At 60.7% G+C, this 15,928-nt stretch carries 21 protein-coding genes; 5 read left to right on the forward strand and 16 right to left on the reverse strand.

The window, feature by feature from the left end; translation table 11 throughout:
• Positions 1–69 precede the first annotated feature (69 nt).
• A complete protein-coding gene (locus tag HX790_RS18770; protein WP_169987747.1) occupies positions 70–573 on the forward strand; it encodes a signal peptidase II in 504 nt (167 codons plus the stop codon).
• 41 nt (positions 574–614) lie between these two features.
• On the opposite strand, the gene glsB is transcribed toward HX790_RS18770, so the two are convergent.
• Complete coding sequence (gene glsB / locus HX790_RS18775; protein WP_017136872.1) at positions 615–1,523, reverse strand: glutaminase B; 909 nt, start codon at positions 1,521–1,523, stop codon at positions 615–617.
• A 213-nt stretch (positions 1,524–1,736) separates the two neighbouring features.
• Entirely contained in the window at positions 1,737–2,147 is a 411-nt protein-coding gene (locus HX790_RS18780; RefSeq protein WP_099547791.1) for a hypothetical protein, read from the reverse strand.
• A gap of 109 nt (positions 2,148–2,256) precedes the next feature.
• Between HX790_RS18780 and HX790_RS18785 the strand changes: the two genes are divergently transcribed.
• Entirely contained in the window at positions 2,257–3,108 is an 852-nt protein-coding gene (locus tag HX790_RS18785; protein WP_176991914.1) for a helix-turn-helix domain-containing protein, read from the forward strand.
• Here HX790_RS18785 and HX790_RS18790 read toward each other — a convergent pair whose 3' ends face one another.
• The gene (locus tag HX790_RS18790; protein ID WP_099547790.1) at positions 3,109–3,738 is read right to left on the reverse strand and encodes a ribonuclease T2; all 630 of its coding nucleotides are present in this window, start codon (positions 3,736–3,738) and stop codon (positions 3,109–3,111) included. It lies immediately after the preceding gene.
• Positions 3,739–3,775: 37 nt separating this feature from the next.
• The gene (locus tag HX790_RS18795) at positions 3,776–4,756 is read right to left on the reverse strand and encodes a Gfo/Idh/MocA family protein (protein WP_169987743.1); all 981 of its coding nucleotides are present in this window, start codon (positions 4,754–4,756) and stop codon (positions 3,776–3,778) included.
• Between the two features lie 127 nt (positions 4,757–4,883).
• Between HX790_RS18795 and HX790_RS18800 the strand changes: the two genes are divergently transcribed.
• Positions 4,884–5,246: an NUDIX hydrolase gene (locus HX790_RS18800; RefSeq protein ID WP_017136876.1), complete on the forward strand. Its 363-nt coding sequence runs from the start codon at positions 4,884–4,886 to the stop codon at positions 5,244–5,246.
• On the opposite strand, the gene HX790_RS18805 is transcribed toward HX790_RS18800, so the two are convergent.
• The 5 genes from HX790_RS18805 to HX790_RS18825 form a co-directional block, all read right to left on the reverse strand.
• Complete coding sequence (locus HX790_RS18805) at positions 5,232–5,945, reverse strand: transporter substrate-binding domain-containing protein (RefSeq protein ID WP_099547788.1); 714 nt, start codon at positions 5,943–5,945, stop codon at positions 5,232–5,234. The two genes, HX790_RS18800 and HX790_RS18805, sit on opposite strands and share 15 nt — an antisense overlap.
• 224 nt (positions 5,946–6,169) lie before the next feature.
• Positions 6,170–6,664 (reverse strand): periplasmic heavy metal sensor, encoded by a 495-nt coding sequence (locus HX790_RS18810; RefSeq protein WP_017136878.1) that lies wholly within the window; start codon positions 6,662–6,664, stop codon positions 6,170–6,172.
• Complete coding sequence (locus HX790_RS18815; protein ID WP_099547787.1) at positions 6,661–7,092, reverse strand: hypothetical protein; 432 nt, start codon at positions 7,090–7,092, stop codon at positions 6,661–6,663. Before HX790_RS18815 ends, HX790_RS18810 begins: the two co-directional genes overlap by 4 nt.
• A complete protein-coding gene (locus tag HX790_RS18820; RefSeq protein WP_017136880.1) occupies positions 7,089–7,667 on the reverse strand; it encodes an RNA polymerase sigma factor in 579 nt (192 codons plus the stop codon). The genes HX790_RS18815 and HX790_RS18820 overlap by 4 nt, the downstream gene beginning before the upstream one ends.
• 33 nt (positions 7,668–7,700) lie before the next feature.
• The gene (locus tag HX790_RS18825; protein WP_017136881.1) at positions 7,701–8,012 is read right to left on the reverse strand and encodes a YXWGXW repeat-containing protein; all 312 of its coding nucleotides are present in this window, start codon (positions 8,010–8,012) and stop codon (positions 7,701–7,703) included.
• A 217-nt stretch (positions 8,013–8,229) separates the two neighbouring features.
• On the opposite strand from HX790_RS18825, the gene HX790_RS18830 reads away from it, so the two are divergent.
• Entirely contained in the window at positions 8,230–8,370 is a 141-nt protein-coding gene (locus HX790_RS18830; protein WP_017136882.1) for a hypothetical protein, read from the forward strand.
• On the opposite strand, the gene HX790_RS18835 is transcribed toward HX790_RS18830, so the two are convergent.
• A complete protein-coding gene (locus tag HX790_RS18835) occupies positions 8,367–8,615 on the reverse strand; it encodes a DUF1652 domain-containing protein (RefSeq protein ID WP_017136883.1) in 249 nt (82 codons plus the stop codon). The two genes, HX790_RS18830 and HX790_RS18835, sit on opposite strands and share 4 nt — an antisense overlap.
• 246 nt (positions 8,616–8,861) lie before the next feature.
• Here HX790_RS18835 and HX790_RS18840 point away from each other — a divergent pair, with 246 nt between their 5' ends.
• Positions 8,862–9,806, forward strand: coding sequence for a sensor domain-containing diguanylate cyclase (locus HX790_RS18840; RefSeq protein ID WP_017136884.1), 945 nt, complete (start codon positions 8,862–8,864; stop codon positions 9,804–9,806).
• Positions 9,807–10,097: 291 nt separating this feature from the next.
• Here the strand turns inward: HX790_RS18840 and HX790_RS18845 are convergent, their stop codons facing one another.
• From HX790_RS18845 to HX790_RS18870, 6 genes are all read right to left on the reverse strand, one after another.
• Complete coding sequence (locus HX790_RS18845; protein ID WP_017136885.1) at positions 10,098–10,355, reverse strand: hypothetical protein; 258 nt, start codon at positions 10,353–10,355, stop codon at positions 10,098–10,100.
• Between the two features lie 3 nt (positions 10,356–10,358).
• Complete coding sequence (locus HX790_RS18850) at positions 10,359–10,805, reverse strand: GNAT family N-acetyltransferase (protein WP_017136886.1); 447 nt, start codon at positions 10,803–10,805, stop codon at positions 10,359–10,361.
• 83 nt (positions 10,806–10,888) lie between these two features.
• Entirely contained in the window at positions 10,889–11,797 is a 909-nt protein-coding gene (locus HX790_RS18855; protein WP_017136887.1) for an AraC family transcriptional regulator, read from the reverse strand.
• A 36-nt stretch (positions 11,798–11,833) separates the two neighbouring features.
• The gene (locus tag HX790_RS18860; RefSeq protein ID WP_017136888.1) at positions 11,834–12,529 is read right to left on the reverse strand and encodes a fumarylacetoacetate hydrolase family protein; all 696 of its coding nucleotides are present in this window, start codon (positions 12,527–12,529) and stop codon (positions 11,834–11,836) included.
• 107 nt (positions 12,530–12,636) lie between these two features.
• Positions 12,637–12,966: a hypothetical protein gene (locus tag HX790_RS18865; RefSeq protein WP_026013691.1), complete on the reverse strand. Its 330-nt coding sequence runs from the start codon at positions 12,964–12,966 to the stop codon at positions 12,637–12,639.
• A 342-nt stretch (positions 12,967–13,308) separates the two neighbouring features.
• Positions 13,309–15,801 (reverse strand): TonB-dependent siderophore receptor, encoded by a 2,493-nt coding sequence (locus HX790_RS18870; protein WP_176991915.1) that lies wholly within the window; start codon positions 15,799–15,801, stop codon positions 13,309–13,311.
• Positions 15,802–15,928 lie beyond the last annotated feature (127 nt).

Raw genomic sequence — 15,928 nt, forward strand, 5'->3', positions numbered from 1 at the left:
ATGGACGAGATAGAGCGCCTGAGCTATCTTCGGGCGCTCTATCGACAGACCGGAACAGGAAGTTACCGCTTGAGTACCTCGCCCCTTCTACGAAGCCGCACCTTCGCCCTCCTCGCCGGCATTGCCTTTATTGCCGTGGACCAGCTAGTCAAACTGCTGGCCCTGGTTTCGCTGCAAGCCAGCAGCTTCAAAATTGGCTCCAGCCCTCTCAACCTTGCGCTGGAACTGAGCCTCAACCCAGGCGCCTTCCTCAGCCTGGGCGCCGCATTGCCGCCGCAGGTCAAACAGCTGATCTTTATCGTTGGCGTAGCCGTCGTGGTGACGTGGGCCATGTGGTGGTCGCTTTCCAACTGGAGCCAGCCGCTGCGTAAAGTCTTGCCGCTTTACGCAATTGCCTTGGGCGGTATCGCCAACTTGATCGACCGTGTGTTTCGCGACGGGCATGTCGTGGATTACATGGTGCTGAACGTGGGGCCAACACATACCGGCGTGTTCAATATTGCCGATATCGCAATTACAGCCGGGGCATTGTTTTTGATGCTTGATCTGTTCGTGAAGCCTCGTAAGTCCTGATCAGCAAGGGGATTCATGCATCAGCGTGAATCCCCAGGCACTCAAAACACCGACCACCCAATCCGCTCACTCAACAACTCCAACGCCTTCATCCCCGCCAGCGAGTTCCCCGCCGCATTCAATTCAGGCGACCACACGCACACCGTAAACTGCCCCGGCACCACGGCGACAATTCCGCCGCCGACGCCACTCTTGCCCGGCAAACCCACACGGTAGGCAAAGTTGCCCGCCTCGTCATACAGCCCGCTGGTGGCCATGATCGAGTTGACCTGCTTGGTCTGGCGCGCGGTCAAAATCTGCTCGCCACTGTGGGCACTTACGCCCTCGTTGGCCAGGAAGCTGAATGCCCGGGCCAAATCCAGGCAGCTCATTTGCAGCGCGCAGTAGTTGAAGTAACTGTGCAGCACCGCGTCGACGTCGTTGTGGAAGTTGCCGAAGGACTTCATCAAATAGGCCATGGCCGCGTTGCGCGCGCCGTGCTGGGCCTCGGAGTCGGCGACGACGCTGTTGACCAGGATTTGCGGGTTACCCGACAGGCGCCGCACAAAGTCACGCATCGACAAAATCGGCACGGCGAAGCGTGACTGGTTGATGTCGCAGATCACCAGGGCGCCGGCATTGATGAAGGGATTGCGCGGGCGGCCGCGTTCGAACTCCAGCTGCACCATGGAATTGAACGGTTGCCCCGAAGGCTCGTGGCCCAGGCGCTCCCAGATGGTTTCGCCGCCATGGTCGATGGCCTGCACCAGGCTGAACACCTTGGAGATGCTCTGTACCGAGAACAGCGTGTCGGCATCGCCTGCGCAATAGGCCGAGCCATCGTTGCCGTACACGGCGATGCCAAGCTGATTGGCGGGTACATCGGCGAGTGCGGGAATGTAGTCGGCGACTTTGCCCTGGCCGATCAGGGGGCGAACTTCGCTCAGGATCGATTCCAGCAGTGCCTGCATGTCTTGTCCGGTCATTCTTATTGAATCAGTGATAAGCGGGGCGCGGAGGATACTTTAATGCGTCCGCGAGGACACCCCCTTGATCGTTCCTACGCGCTGCGTGGGAATGCCGCCTCGGACGCTCCGCGTCCCGCACCTGAAGTCGTGACGCGGAGCGTCACAGGATGCATGCCCACGCGGAGCATGGGAACGATAGCGCAACGATCGGGCACATCAAAAATGCGCCACATCCGACACCTGCTCATCGAGTACATCCCGCGCCAGCGCCCAGGCGCGCTCCCTGGATTCCACCACCAGCAGCGGGTAGCCCCAGGCCTTGCCGAACATCAGCGCAAATGGCTTGAGGGCCAGGCGTTGCGCGGCGCTGGGTTCCACCTGGATCATGCCTTTGACGTAAGTGCGCAACGCCTGTTTGTTTTTTTTCATCCAGATCGAGGCGTGTTTGCGCTCCTCGTGAGAGTGCTCGTGGTTGTTTTCGTCGACGGCTTTTTCGTGCAGCAGCACAAACGCTTGCTGGCGAGCCAGCAGGCTTTCGAACACCGCAAAAGCATCCTCCGGGCCGCCTTCGTTAGGCGCGTCAAACACGATTTTCACCACGGGAAAGGTTGAACTGTCGAGTCGCATGGCAAAGCTCTTAAATGAGAGTGGCTCTCACTATAGAGATCTTGCGACTGGACGGCATTGCACAGAATAGCCAGAATATTTCGCAATTCGGCCAAATAGCGAATCCGCCATGCAACGCCACCGCCTTGAAGAACGCGACCTGTCCCGGTCCAGGGACGCCGACCTGATCCCGCGCGCAGTGGTCGCCGTAGGCGCCACCAGCACGTCCGAGCGTTGGGAACATACGCCGCACTCGCACCGCAAAGGCCAGTTGATGTACACCCTGCGCGGGGTGATTCATTGCCAGATCGAGGCCGGCATCTGGATCGTGCCGCCCCAGTGCGCACTCTGGATTCCCGGCGGCCTGGCCCATGCCGCGCGGGGTGCCGGAGAGGCTGAGGTGTATTGCCTGCTGATCGACCCGGACGCCGCCGGCGCCCTGCCCACCCAGGGCTGCACGTTGGCCGTGTCCGGGCTGCTGCATGAGTTGATCAGCAAGGCGGTGAGTTTTCCGCACTTGTACGAAGAAAACGGTGCACAGGGGCGCCTGATCAGCACGCTGTTGGATGAACTGGCCCAAGCCCCCATTGAAGACTTGCACCTGCCCATGCCCCAGGACCTGCGACTGCGGCGCCTGGCCGACAGTTTACTGGCAGACCCCAGCGACAAGTCCACGCTCGAACAATGGGCACAGCGCATCGGCATGAGCGAGCGCAGCATGACGCGCCTGCTGCTGGAGGAGCTGGGTTTGAGTTTCGGCCGCTGGCGCCGGCAGTTACATGTGATTCTGTCACTGCAACGCCTGGCCAAGGGTGAAAGCGTGCAACGGGTAGCGCTGGACCTGGGTTACGAGAACGCCAGCGGCTTTATCACCATGTTCCGTAAAGCCGTGGGCCAGCCGCCGGCGCGTTACCTGGCGGATCGCGCCGGCGCGTCGAGTGCAACGGCGGTTGGCGCCATCGCCTTGCACCCCGACAGTTGATCAACGCTGAACCGGAATGCGGATATCACCGCCCCTGCATTGGCTCTTAACACTGCGGGGGCAGCCGGCAAAACGCAGCTCTTTGCTCAGGCACACGCGTACTTCAGACAGCACCTTGCCTTTGCAAATGACCGCCATGCCATGGTTGCCCATGGCCGGGTTGCTCTGGCGGAACAGGCTCTCGATCGCTTGTGCATCCATGTAATTGGGCACATTGAACGGCTGCAACTGCTGCGGAATCTGCACGTTGGCCAAGGCCGTATCGGTGGCCTCCAGGTAACGCGAAGCGTCCAGCCCGCTGCAGGTGCCGTGTTTGGCCCACTCGTGCTTGAGCAACGCCTGCGTGGGGAAGATCAGCGCACCTTTGGCCAGGTCCGCCGCCGACAATCGCGATTGCGTATCGCACGACGCGGGCCAGCCGCCCTTGGCGTACTGCGGCCAAAGCCCGTGCAACACAAACCCGTAGCCTTTGCCCGTGCATTGCTCGTTGCCAGGGTGCGTCAGGCAGAACGTCGGCGACCATGACAGCGACAACACATAAAAATCAAACTCCCCAGGCGTCCCCTGACTACGCGGGGCCGCCAGCACATTGGTGGCCAGTAACAGCCACAACAGCATCCAATATTTCATTTGCCTATTCCTGAGAGAAAAAACAGGTATATCCCCGTTAACCCGGCAAATTAGGGTTACGGAGTAACACCTTATCGAGGATCCGGTCGGTCTTCAGCGCCTCGATCGCCAGTGACGGATGTTCGGCTTCGCCACAAATATGCGCATTCATGGCCAGTACGTGATGCCACTGGATATGTGCATGGCAGGGTATTTCCAGCACCTCATTCACCTCACCTTCCAGGCGTAACGGCTGGTCTTCAAACACGGCAAAGGTGATGCGGCCGCGGCTGCCGATCAGCTCCACGCGGTCTTCGCGCCGGTCTGCGACAAAATTCCAGCAACCCATGCCCAGCGCGCCATTCGCGAAAGTCCAGCAAGCCGTTACCGCATCTTCAGCCACATAATTGCCGGCCTGGCGCGCGGTAAACCCGGTGACCTCGACGATATCGCCGGCCAGGTACTGGAACAAATCAAACCCATGGCTCGCCAGGTCGGCAAAGTAGCCGCCGCCGGCAATAGTCGGGTCGGTGCGCCAGTTGGCAGCGCTGGCATCGGCGGCGGCCGGTGGCTTGCACAGGCTCCAGGTCACGTGGCGCAACTCGCCAATGCGCCCTGCCTGCAGCCAGTCGCGTACTTGCTGGAAGCGCGGCAACGAACGGCGGTAGTAGGAAACAAATAAGTGCAGCCCGGCCCGCTCGAAGGTGCGCTGCATCAAGGCGCTCTGCTCGGCATTCAGCGACATGGGCTTTTCGACGCAGCAATGCTTGCCGGCTGCAGCCACCATCAGACTGTATTCGAGGTGGCTGTCGGGCGGTGTGGCGATGTACACCGCGTCCACTTCGGGGTCGTCGATCAAGGCCTGGGCGTCGGTATAGAAACGGGCAATGCCGTGGCGTGCCGCATAATCACGCACAGCTTCTTCACGGCGCCCCATCACGGCCACCAGCGCCGAACCTGGCGCTTTGTAGAAGGCGGGTCCACTCTTGAGTTCAGTGACGCTGCCACAGCCAATCATGCCCCAACGTACGGTATTCATCAGTTGTCCTCGTCCGTTTTCATCAAGGGGGCAGTATCCACATCACCGCTGGTGCATGCCAGCCTGAATCAGCATGACAATTGCATTACACTTTCATGACAGTCATTGGGCCAGGCAGGTGTAGACATTGAAAATCCGTGCAACCGTAATTTGTGAACACCAGGGGCATATCCTCTTCGTGCGCAAGGCCCGCTCGAAATGGGCCTTGCCGGGCGGCAAGGTCGAGCGTGACGAGCGCCCGGTCGGCGCCGCCGCACGCGAGCTGGAAGAAGAAACCGGGTTGAATGTGGATGGTTTGTTGTACTTGCAGGAGCTGAAGGCCCGCGACACCGTGCACCACGTGTTCGAGGCCTCGGTGGTGAACATCAGCGAGGCGCGCCCTTGCAACGAGATCATTGACTGCCGGTGGCACGCTTACGGCGCCATGGACGAACTGGACACCACCGACGCCACCCGCCACATCGTCAAGTCGTTCCTACGACGCCTGTAAGTCCGCACTCTGCCCGCTGTCCAGCAAACCGCGCTTGACTCCACCCTTGGCTTTCTGCCGTTCGACAAAGGATTTGACGAACGCAGCAGCGGCTGCATGCGCCACTGGAACGGCCATGGCCTGGTGAATGGTCATGAAGTTATCGTCAAGCAGGCGCCAGTGCGCAGACACACGGGTTTGCAGAAAATCCCGCACCCCCGCCGCCGCATCCAGGCCTTGCTCGATAAACCAGTCCACCGCCGCCGCAGAAGTGGGCGCACGCACCAGTTCGGCGTGCTGCACGGTTCGGCTCAGGTACAGGTCGTAGGCCGCGCCCTGTCCCACGGCGATACGCTTGCCCGGCGCATCCAGTTGCGCCACCTGGGTCAGCGCCGAATCAGCCGCCACCAGGTACGTGCCCTTGATCGCCACATACGGTGCGCTGAAGGCGATTTGCTGCTCACGCACCGGCTCGATCGCCAGGAACGCCACGCGCCACGCGTCTTCGGCCAAGGCGGCAAAGACCTTGCCGGCGGCGTCAAAGGTGATCAGCTCCAGGCTGGCGCCCAGCTCCTCGGCCAGCGCGCGTGCGAGTGCCACCGACACACCCTGCGGCTCGCCGTCGGCGCCGCGCTGCGCCAGCACCGGGTTACCAAGGTTAATAGCGGCGCGCAGTACGCCATCCGGGGCCAACTGTTGCAGTACTTGCGGGTCAATCATCGAGCGCTCCTTGACGGGTCCGTTGCACAGTCTAACGGATCACAAACGGCAACACGCCGCCGTGCTCAAGGTACCCAAGCGATTGCAGCGAGTCGAGACGCAAGCCCAACACGCTCGTGGCAATACTCCGTCGGCGCGCTCGATACGCAGGCAGCGATGCGGCGACCCGACAAGCCAGCTCCCACACTTGGATCGCATTGCATCAGCTGGATGTGAGCAACCGCTCAGGAACGCGGTCTAGTCCCCGCCACCTGCGGCAGTTTCTCGCGGTTTTTGGCCTGCCCACGCTGGTACAGCGCCTCGACCAGTTTTTGCCGTTCATCCTGGGGCAAATTGCTCGCAAACTGCGCCAGCGTCGCGTCCACCAATGCCCGGAGCGCCGCATCTGCCTCGCGGGCCTTGGCCAGTTCAGTGACCAGCGCATCGCGATCCAGCGTCGGCGCTTCGAGCTGCTTGATCACCCCCAGGCGTGCTTCGCGACCGGCCATGATCAGCGGCTGGCTGTCGGCGCGGTTGTGGCGCAACAACTGGCGCAATTCCTTGCGCCGCTCCATCGGCAACTTGATCATCGCCTGGCGCAGACCGTGCTGGTTGACCACCGCTTCTGCGGGCTTGGCGGTAGCCATCCAGTGATAGAGGCCGCCGCCCACGCCACCGATCAAAAACACATTGAGTAATACCGAGAAAACCAGCCAGGGTTTAAGGGAAGTTGGGGTCATTGCTCGGTTTCCTCGGCGTTGACGGTGAAGACGACATCGGCGTCGCCCTGATCGAAGACGCTGGGCAGCACGTCGGATGACAGCATCGGCAACGGCACACTCAGTGACGCCACCAGTACCCCGGCGGCGATGCCGGCAATGCCCACGCCCACCAACCCGGCAGGCGACAGCCAGTTGGCATAGCGTGCCCAGAACGACGGCCGTCGCGGTGCAGACTCGCGAATCTGTCGTGCAAGCGCCGGTTCGTTGAACACCAGCTGATGGCTGTCCAACTGGGCGTCGAGCCAACCGACCTCGCGCAACGCCTCGCGCGCGCGTGGGTTGCCGCTGTCGAGCAGTGCCTGGGCGGCGGCTTGTTCGGCGCTGGGCCAGCGATGCAGGCTGGCGCCGTAGGCGTCAGCCAAGTGCGCAAAGCGTTCAGGTGTCATGGTTTTCCCCTTCCTGGGCGGGCGAGCCCGGGTGTGTCGGCAAGTTGGCTGCGCAACTGGCGTCGGGCCCGCGACAGCAGGCTCTCCAGTGCCTCGACGCTGATGTTCATCAGGGCCGCGGCGTCGATGTTCGACAGCTCCTGGTAGTACTGCAGCACAATGGCTTCACGCTGGCGCTCGGGCAAGGCCGCCAGGGCGGCGGCCATCCTTGCACTGCGGTCCGCCGTTTCCAACTGTTCATCTGGCGAGGGTGCGCTGTCTGCCAGTTCCAGCGCTTCATCCTCGTTCAACGGGCGTTCCTTGCGCCGGCGCAAGCGGTCATGGCACAGGTTGAGCGCCACGCGGTGCAGCCAAGTGTCAAAACGCGCTTCGCCGGGGCGCCAGTTGGCCGCCTGGCGCCAGATGCGCAGGAAGCTTTCCTGGGCCACGTCCTTGGCTTCGTCGGCATCCCCCAGCAGCCGCCCGGCAAGCGCAAGCAGGCGCGGCAGCTTGCGCGTCACCATTTCGTTGACGGCCGCAGGTTCGTTGTTGCCGATACGTGCCAGTAGCTCAACGTCCGGATCAGTGTCTTTCAATCAGGTAATACTCGGTCCGGGGGCTAAGAGGTTTCAGCGGATCCAGTGCCCTTTGCGCCAGTACCAGTTGGGGCCACGGGATTCCCAGTGCCCAGGCTCCCAGCGTGCGTTACGCACCACTTCCTGCCAGTGGCCCGGCACCCAGGCATACGCGCCACGTTCCCATTGCCAGTGGCCACGGTCCCAGACGAAACCTGGGCGTTCAGCCGGGATCACTTCGACGCGTTCGGCCGGTGGGGCCTGGCGAATGATCACTTCGGTCTGGGCAAAGGTCGGGGTGCTGACAAGCGCGGCGAAGGCCAGCGGGACCAACAAGGCATAGCGCAATTTGGCCAGAGGGTTCATGGCAACTCCTTCATACGGCGGACGAAAATGTTCGCATCTGATGGGTTGAACGCTGGGCACAGGAAAATCCGTCGCGAGAACGGTGAATTGTTTCTCGACGATGGGAGTATTGCTCAAGGGAAGAAAACGCTGGATGAAATGTTTGAAAGCATCGCGACGGATTTGTGCAGGTGGTGGCGTTCAACAGGTAACGCAAAACACACAATGAGGAAATATCATGCCCCGTCGACTCTCTATGCTGGTTGCCGCCCTGTTGATCGTCAGCCTCAGCGGCTGCGTAATCCTGCCGGAACATCGGCATTGCTGCTGGCGCTACTATGGCGCTGACACCGCCCCCACCAGCAGCGTCAACAGTTAACCGACTGCCGCAAAACCACGCCGCCCGGCCTTGATCTCGGTGCGCAGTTCGCCAATAAGGTTTGAGATGGAACGGATGCTGTCCAGGCCTTGGGGCGAGACCCGGGTCAACAGCAGATCGACGCGACCCGACGCTGGCTCGAACACCCTGATGCGCAGCGAGCCGTCGCTGTTGAGGCTGCAATCACAGGCCAGCGGCAGGAAGCCCGCGGCCATGATCTTATTGAGTTCGTCGAGCGCAATCATGCTGAGCCCCCATCCCTGGGTTCGACCCTGTGGGTGTGATGCAACCAGCATAGATAAGGTTTTGCCTGCTACTGAACAATTAATTCAAAAGTGATAGCTGTGCCACATTTCGCCCTGTAAACGCTGGTGCACTGGCGCCAGAAACCCAACACACGACCTCTCGTCTGCTGCTTTGGCAAGGGCTTGACTCACAACCTGTATCAAAAGACGCTCTTGGCTTTTCGCCATCACCCTGAGCCGCCCGCCATGAGCATCGTTCCCCCGAGCCAGCCCGACAGCGACGTGTACAAAACCCTGCTGGAGTCGACCAAGGCCATCCCTTGGCGCATCGACTGGCAGAGCATGACCTTCAGCTACATCGGCCCGCAGATCGAAACGCTGCTGGGCTGGAGCCCGCAAAGCTGGGTGAGCGTGGATGATTGGGTCGAACGCATGCACCCGGACGACCGTGAATACGTGGTGAACTTTTGCGTGTCGCAATCGCGTGCCGGCGTGGACCACGAAGCCGACTACCGCGCACTGACGGCCAACGGCGAGTATGTGTGGATCCGCGATGTGGTGCATGTGGTGCGCAAGGACGGCGAAGTCGAAGCCTTGATCGGCTTTATGTTCGATATCAGCGAGCGCAAGAAGACCGAAGAGCACTTGATCCGCCTGCAAAAACAACTGGAGGAATACTCCTTCCAGGACGGCCTCACCGGCATCGCCAACCGCCGCATGTTCGACACCGTGCTCGAACGCGAATGGGCCAGTGCCCTGCGCAGCCAATTGCCGCTGTCGTTGATTATTCTGGATATAGACTTTTTCAAGCAGTACAACGACCACTACGGCCATATCAAGGGCGATGAAGCCTTGCGCCAGGTGGCCCGCACTTTGTCGCAGGCGGCCAACCGGCCACGGGATTTTATTGCGCGTATCGGCGGCGAGGAATTTGTGTGGTTGCTGCCCGAAACCGACGCAGCCTCAGCCAGGCAAGTGGCGCAGCGCTGCCTGCACTTGATTTGCCAGCAGCAGATCGAACACGCCGTTTCGCCGGTTTCCAAGTTGCTGAGCCTGAGCCTGGGGGTGGGCACGCATACCGTGACGCCCAACAGCGACCTGCTGGCGTTCGTCGAGTCGGTCGACAAGTTGCTGTATCAGGCCAAACGCAATGGACGCATGCGTGCAGAGTTCGCTGATAGTGAAGTGTGATGCCGAGGTCAAACTCCAGGCAAAAAAAATCCCAAGTAGCTGATGGAAACTTGGGATTTAAAAATGCATAAACCGTGGGAGGTGAACGCCCGGCTATAGTAACGATTGTCAAAACCTGCAACAAGATTATTTTATTCCTTTCGTCGGATTAAAAGCCGCGTAAGTCATTCAATAACCACATGATTTTTAAGGTAGCCAAGTCAGCAAGTGCCACTTTTTGGTGCAATAAACCGATATAGCCCTTATCACTTAGTGGCTATATATCCATTGTTCAAATAGGGTTATTGCTTATCACGGCGCGGCACTCTCGCTGTAACGCTTTCTGAGTTGCTTACAGGCCTCAAGCGATTCCAGACTGGTAGTCGAAGTGGCACGGGCCACACTTTCAAGATGTTGGCACAGCGCCAAGCGTTCGGCGGCCTCTTCCCGTTCCAGGTCAACCTGAGCATTGAAGCGCATAAACAAGATGCCGAGCAGCACCGCGGCGCACGCAACCCCGATCGTCGCATAGCGAAGGCCGTTGGTGGACGGGGGTTCTGCCGGGTTCATGATTTAAGGTGCCCTGCTCTTTTCATACCGCACATCATCGCCCTCGACCCGGCCCACCTGCGTCCAGCCCAGCCGTTGGTAAAACCCGTTGGCGCGGATTTCACCGCGCCCGTCGGTGATCAGGTACAGCGTCGGGTGGTGCTCAAACAGTGCGGCTTCAGCCACCGCCATCAGTTGGCGGCCCAAACCCCGGCCTTCGTAGGCGGGCAATACGAACATCGCAAATACCTCGCCGCTGTCAAAGTTGACCATCGAAAAAGCCGCCGGCTGGCCCTCCACTTCTGCCAGCCACACGCACGGCGCTTCACGGATGCTGTCCGCCAGCACCTGTGGCGTAATGCCCAGATCCGCCATCTGCTCACGGCTCAAGTGGTTCTGCACCACGGCCGTGCGAATGGCGAACAACGTGTCGATATCCGCCAGCGTCGCCAGCCGAATAGGGTTTTGCATAGATGCCTCCTCCGTGGATGCACGCAATTGTATGTAAATAGAAACACACAGATTGTCGTGGATTTGTAAGAGAAGGCGCTCGACTACAGGGGTTTTGCCTGTTGTTGACGCCGAAACTGCCCCGGCGCCAGGCCATGGGCCTTGCGAAAGCAGCGGGAAAAGTACGCCTCGTCGGTAAACCCGCAACGCAGGGCAACTGCACCTATCAATTGCGCAGTGTTGAGCAATAAGGTGCGCGCCAATTGCATGCGGCGGTCGAGCACCCACTGAGAAAAGGGTTTGCCGGTTTCTTTGCGCAGCAAATGGGTGAGGTAGTTGGGTGACAGGAACGCAGCGGCCGCAGCGTCAGTAAGATTGAGGCCCGGCTCGTGCAGATGCTCGCGGATATAGCCGTGCACCCGTGCCAAGGCGTCTTTGCGTCCGCGTCGGGTGGTGTTATTGGCGGCAAACGCCTGCAAGGGTTCGGCGTACTGCTGGCAAACCAGGCCGATCAGTTGGAACAAGTAGCCCTTCAAGCGCTCACGTGCGCCGAAAGTGCGCTGGGCGTCCAGGGTGCGCATATGGCCGAGCCAGATGTGCACTTGTTCAAAGTCGGCGTCGTCAAGGATGAAGTCCAGGTGCTCCTGAAAACGGAACGGTGACAGCTCCGGCGCCTGGCTGATGGGGATGTCTTCCAGGTCCAGCGGGTCGCAGGTCAACTGCGGCAGGAAGAACGCCTGGCTGAAGTTGATCAGCATGAACTCGCCGTCTTGCGGGTGGGGAATCACATGCAGGCGATGGGGCAGGATAAACGCCATGGCTTTGTGCGGGAACGGACGCACCGCGCCGCCGATATGTTGCACGGTGTCGCCGCCCAGGTTGATCTGGATCTGGAAGTATTCATGCCGGTGCGGGCTGGTCAGCGCCGCCCGCCCGCGCTTGTCGCGGATATAGAAGTCGGGGCGGTCGCTGCGTTGTTCCATGCCATAGGTGGTGACGCGGGTGCCTGGCATAACAGTCTCTCGAATGGCCTGGGCACCACTTTAGCCTCAACCCTGGCTGAGGGTGAAACTCAACTCGCCGATGCCCTCGATGCCAGCGGTAACCGCATCCCCACGCTGCAACGCGCCGACGCCTGCCGGGGTGCCGGTAAAGATCAGGTCACCGGCCTTGAGTGCTACGGATTTTGAGGCGTAGCTGATGATTTCACTCACCGACCAGATCAGGTCAGCCAAGTCGCCGACCTGGCGCTGCTGACCATTGACCTTGAGCCAGATCTTGCCGCTGGCCGGGTGCCCGATAACGCTCGCAGGTTGCAAGGCGGTGCTGGGCGCCGATTCATCGAACGACTTGCCCCAATCCCACGGACGCGCGAGCTTTTTCGCCTCGGCCTGCAGGTCGCGACGGGTCAAGTCGATACCGACGCCATATCCCCATACGTGAGACAAAGCGGCTTCAGGGCTGATATCCACCCCACCCTTGCCGATGGCCACCACCAGCTCCACCTCATGGTGCAGGTCGGCAGTCAGCGGCGGGTAGGCGATCACGCCTTCGGCCGGCACCACTGCATCAGCCGGTTTCATAAAGAAAAATGGCGGTTCGCGATCCGGGTCATGCCCCATTTCACGGGCGTGTTCACTGTAGTTGCGGCCCACGCAGAACACGCGGCGCAGCGGGAAACGTGCGTCGCTGCCCTGTACGGCCAGGGATGGGGTTGGCGCGGGGGGGAATACGTAATCAGTCATGGCCTGTGCCTCTTGGTTTACCTGGCGCCAGTATGGCCAGCAGCGCCAAGGCAAAGTTGGACAGGCTTACGCAGATTTTGCACTGACCGGTGCAAAATAGTCCTGGATCATTTACGCGCCACTTTGTAGCGCAGGCAGTCCTGGTAAAAACTCTGGCGGATGACGTCGGGCTTGAGCCGTGAGCGGCTGTCGTAGGTCTGCTCGGTGATGCCCATGGCCATCATGCGCATCCACGATTTGCTGAACTTGATGGTCTGGATCTTCTGCCGCGCGGCATACAGCGACACACCCGACAGCTTGAGTTCCTGTGCCCTGGCGGCAGTGCCTGCGCCCCAACTGCACATGTACTTGTCACCCTCGCGCAACTCTCGGGCCTGCACGCTCGCCGCGCCGCCAGCCAGGGAACAGGCGATCAGCATCATTCCAACAGTGCGCATTTGCATCCCCATCTAACCACCTGAAAATAAAAGTGATTTTGGCGGGGATTTTGTTACAAAGGGGCCATTAAATTGCCTTCCTGGGTAAACATTTACCTAATAGATGTCGGCAAACCCTGTGGCGAGCGACTGTGGCGAGCGAGCTTGCTCGCGCTGGGGCGCGCAGCGGCCCCTTGACCGGATGACCGTGTACTTCAGGTGTACCCAAGTGTCAGGTTTTGGGGCTGCTGCGCAGCCCAGCGCGAGCAAGCTCGCTCGCCACAACAGCTCGCTTGCCACAAAAGCTCGCTCGCCACAAAAGCTCGCTCGCCACAAAAAACGGATCACCCTAAAGGGTGCCGATTACCACTGGTAAGTGGCACTCGCCTGCACGGTGCGCTGCGAGCCATACCAGCACCACGAATAGGAGTAGCACGAGGCCACGTATTCTTTGTTTGCCAGGTTGGTCGCGTTCAGCGCCAGGCGCAGGTTGTCTTTGGGGTTGGCGATATTCGGGATGTCGTAGTGCAGCGCCGCATCCATCAAGGTGTAGCCCGGTACCTTCAGGGTGTTGGCGGTATCGCCCCAGGACGAGCCCACATACCGCGCGCCGGCCCCCACGCCGAAGCCCTTGAGCAGGCCGTCGTGGAAGGTGTAGTCGGCCCACGCCGAGGCCGTATGGCGTGGCACGCCGTAGGTGGTGGTGCCCTCAACGGCAATCGCCGGCCCAGTGCCGACATCGCTGATCGGCGCGTAGCGAACGGTACTGTTGGATTTGCTCGCGCGGTTGTCCAGATAGGCGTAAGCCGCGGTAATGTTCAGGTTGTCGTTGAGGCTGGCCTTGCCTTCCAGTTCAAAGCCACGGGACTGTTGCTCGCCGTCCTGGATCTGGCAGCGGCCACTGCCGCACAGGTGCGTCGGGTCCGGATCCATGGTCGGCACGTTGGATTGGCGCAAGTCGAAAATCGCCGCCGTAATGAAGCTGTTGCTGCCAGGCGGCTGGTACTTGATGCCGATTTCATACTGTTTGCCTTCGGTCGGCTTGAACACCGAACCGCCGTAACCCGTGCCCGATTGCGGGTTGAACGACTCCGCATAGCTGGCATACGGCGCCAGGCCGTTATCGAACAGGTAAACCAGGCCGACCCGTCCGGTAAACGCCTTGCTGTCCAGCGACGACTTGCTCTTGGCTCCGGAGCTGATGGTTTTGGTGGTGCTGTCGGTGCTGGCCCAGTCATAGCGACCACCCAGCAACAACACCCATTGGCCCCACTTCATTTGCTCTTGCAGATAAACACCGGTCTGCTCGCTGCGCGAGGTCGCGTCGGTGATGAACGCGGGTGTGGTGACCGGCGCGCCGTAGGCCGGATCGAAGATATCCAGGTTCGGGCCACTGCCATAACCGGTCTTGGTGTCGGTGCGGGTGTTCTGGTAATCGAGCCCCATCAACAGCGTGTGCTGCAACGAACCAGTGTCGAATTTGGCCTGCACCTGGTTATCGAGGGTGTAGGCATCCATGTCCACATCGGCAGCGATGGTCGAGCGCTTGGAGGTGCGGTAGTCGCCCATCAGGTAGCTGTTATAGATGCTGCGATAGACGCCCTCGGCGCGCAGGTAACGGGCGTTCTGGCGCACCGTCCACACGTCGTTGAAGTGATGTTCGAAGGCATAGCCGAGGGAGTAATGCTCGCGGTCGCTTTTTTCGAAGTTCTTTTCACCGTCATAGAAGTCCACATCGATCTTGCGTCCCGTAGGGCTGCGCAGCACCGAGCCCCAGGCTGGCACCGACCCGTAGGACGCGCCCTTCGGGTCTTTCTGAAAATGCCCAAGCAAGGTCAGCGAGGTAGCATCGTCCGGGCGCCAGGTGAAGGCACTGGACAGCGACTGGCGGCGGGTTTCGGTGTGGTCGACCTGGCCATCGGCGTCATCGAACAACCCCGCCACGCGATAGGCATACACACCCTGATCATCAATCGGGCCGCTTAAATCAAAGGTAGTGCGCTTCTTGTTGAAGGTGCCGTATTCCACGCCGACTTCATGAAACGGCGTGTCCAGCGGGCGTTTGGTGACCATGTTGATCACCCCGCTTGGCGTGCCCTGCCCGTACAGCACCGAGGCCGGCCCGCGCAGCACTTCGACGCGCTCCAGGTCGAAGGCGTCTTTTTGCGGCAAGGCATCTCGGCTCGATGGCATACGCAGGCCGTCGAGGTAGGTTGCCGGGGCGAAGCCACGGATAGTCAGTTGGTCGAGGCGCGAAGCCGTGGCCCCACGGGTCTCCGGCACCACGGCGGCGCTGTAGCGCAGGATCTGGTTGAGGCTTTCGGCGTTTTGCGCACGCATCTGGTCCTTGGTGACCACCGAAATCGACTGCGGCGTCTCGATCAGCGCGGTATCGGTCTTGGTGCCCGACAGGCTGCGGGTGGCGACATAACCCGCCACCGGCCCAGTGGGGCTTTCGCTCTGGTAGGCGCCGCTGATGGTGGTGGCCTGCAACTGCATGGCGCCGCCATCGTTCGGGAGCGCTTCGAGGCGATAGCGGTCGGCGGAGATCTTGATGGCCTGCAAGCCACTGCCGGCGAGCAATTGCGCCAATGCCACGTCGGTGTCGTATTGCCCGCTCACACCGTTGCTGTGCTTGCCGCGCGTCAAGCCTGCATCAAACGCCAGTACCAGCCCGGCCTGCTCGGCGAGACGATTGAGGGATTGGCTCAAATCACCCGCGGGAACCGAAAAACGGCGCAACGCGCTGCCGGTTTCTTCGGCAAACAATGGCTGGACGACGAACAACGGCACAGCGGCAAAAGCCATCGCCACCGACAGGGCCAGTGGGTGCAAGGGACGAGCAAGGCGCGACATGGGAAATCCTGCGTAATGGAGGTTCTATTAACCATGACGGCCATGTCGCCAAATCGGGCAAGGATGAGAGTAATTTTTATTTGCATGACTTTATTGCAATGAGCCGGGTCGCTTTTTTGCGTAGTCC

This window comes from Pseudomonas sp. IPO3747, from assembly GCF_013385245.1.
Classification (GTDB): Bacteria; Pseudomonadota; Gammaproteobacteria; order Pseudomonadales; family Pseudomonadaceae; genus Aquipseudomonas; species Aquipseudomonas edaphica.

What these genes read in the sequence shown, in the direction of transcription:
- glsB (WP_017136872.1), bottom strand. Translation starts at nt 1,523, where the DNA reads ATGCAGGCACTGCTGGAATCGATCCTGAGCGAAGTTCGCCCCCTGATC.
- HX790_RS18870 (WP_176991915.1), bottom strand. Translation starts at nt 15,801, where the DNA reads ATGTCGCGCCTTGCTCGTCCCTTGCACCCACTGGCCCTGTCGGTGGCG.
- HX790_RS18810 (WP_017136878.1), bottom strand. Translation starts at nt 6,664, where the DNA reads ATGACCCCAACTTCCCTTAAACCCTGGCTGGTTTTCTCGGTATTACTC.
- HX790_RS18815 (WP_099547787.1), bottom strand. Translation starts at nt 7,092, where the DNA reads ATGACACCTGAACGCTTTGCGCACTTGGCTGACGCCTACGGCGCCAGC.
- HX790_RS18825 (WP_017136881.1), bottom strand. Translation starts at nt 8,012, where the DNA reads ATGAACCCTCTGGCCAAATTGCGCTATGCCTTGTTGGTCCCGCTGGCC.
- HX790_RS18865 (WP_026013691.1), bottom strand. Translation starts at nt 12,966, where the DNA reads ATGCGCACTGTTGGAATGATGCTGATCGCCTGTTCCCTGGCTGGCGGC.
- HX790_RS18780 (WP_099547791.1), bottom strand. Translation starts at nt 2,147, where the DNA reads ATGCGACTCGACAGTTCAACCTTTCCCGTGGTGAAAATCGTGTTTGAC.
- HX790_RS18785 (WP_176991914.1), top strand. Translation starts at nt 2,257, where the DNA reads ATGCAACGCCACCGCCTTGAAGAACGCGACCTGTCCCGGTCCAGGGAC.
- HX790_RS18855 (WP_017136887.1), bottom strand. Translation starts at nt 11,797, where the DNA reads ATGCCAGGCACCCGCGTCACCACCTATGGCATGGAACAACGCAGCGAC.
- HX790_RS18805 (WP_099547788.1), bottom strand. Translation starts at nt 5,945, where the DNA reads ATGATTGACCCGCAAGTACTGCAACAGTTGGCCCCGGATGGCGTACTG.
- HX790_RS18845 (WP_017136885.1), bottom strand. Translation starts at nt 10,355, where the DNA reads ATGAACCCGGCAGAACCCCCGTCCACCAACGGCCTTCGCTATGCGACG.
- HX790_RS18835 (WP_017136883.1), bottom strand. Translation starts at nt 8,615, where the DNA reads ATGATTGCGCTCGACGAACTCAATAAGATCATGGCCGCGGGCTTCCTG.
- HX790_RS18840 (WP_017136884.1), top strand. Translation starts at nt 8,862, where the DNA reads ATGAGCATCGTTCCCCCGAGCCAGCCCGACAGCGACGTGTACAAAACC.
- HX790_RS18850 (WP_017136886.1), bottom strand. Translation starts at nt 10,805, where the DNA reads ATGCAAAACCCTATTCGGCTGGCGACGCTGGCGGATATCGACACGTTG.
- HX790_RS18790 (WP_099547790.1), bottom strand. Translation starts at nt 3,738, where the DNA reads ATGAAATATTGGATGCTGTTGTGGCTGTTACTGGCCACCAATGTGCTG.
- HX790_RS18860 (WP_017136888.1), bottom strand. Translation starts at nt 12,529, where the DNA reads ATGACTGATTACGTATTCCCCCCCGCGCCAACCCCATCCCTGGCCGTA.
- HX790_RS18795 (WP_169987743.1), bottom strand. Translation starts at nt 4,756, where the DNA reads ATGAATACCGTACGTTGGGGCATGATTGGCTGTGGCAGCGTCACTGAA.
- HX790_RS18830 (WP_017136882.1), top strand. Translation starts at nt 8,230, where the DNA reads ATGCCCCGTCGACTCTCTATGCTGGTTGCCGCCCTGTTGATCGTCAGC.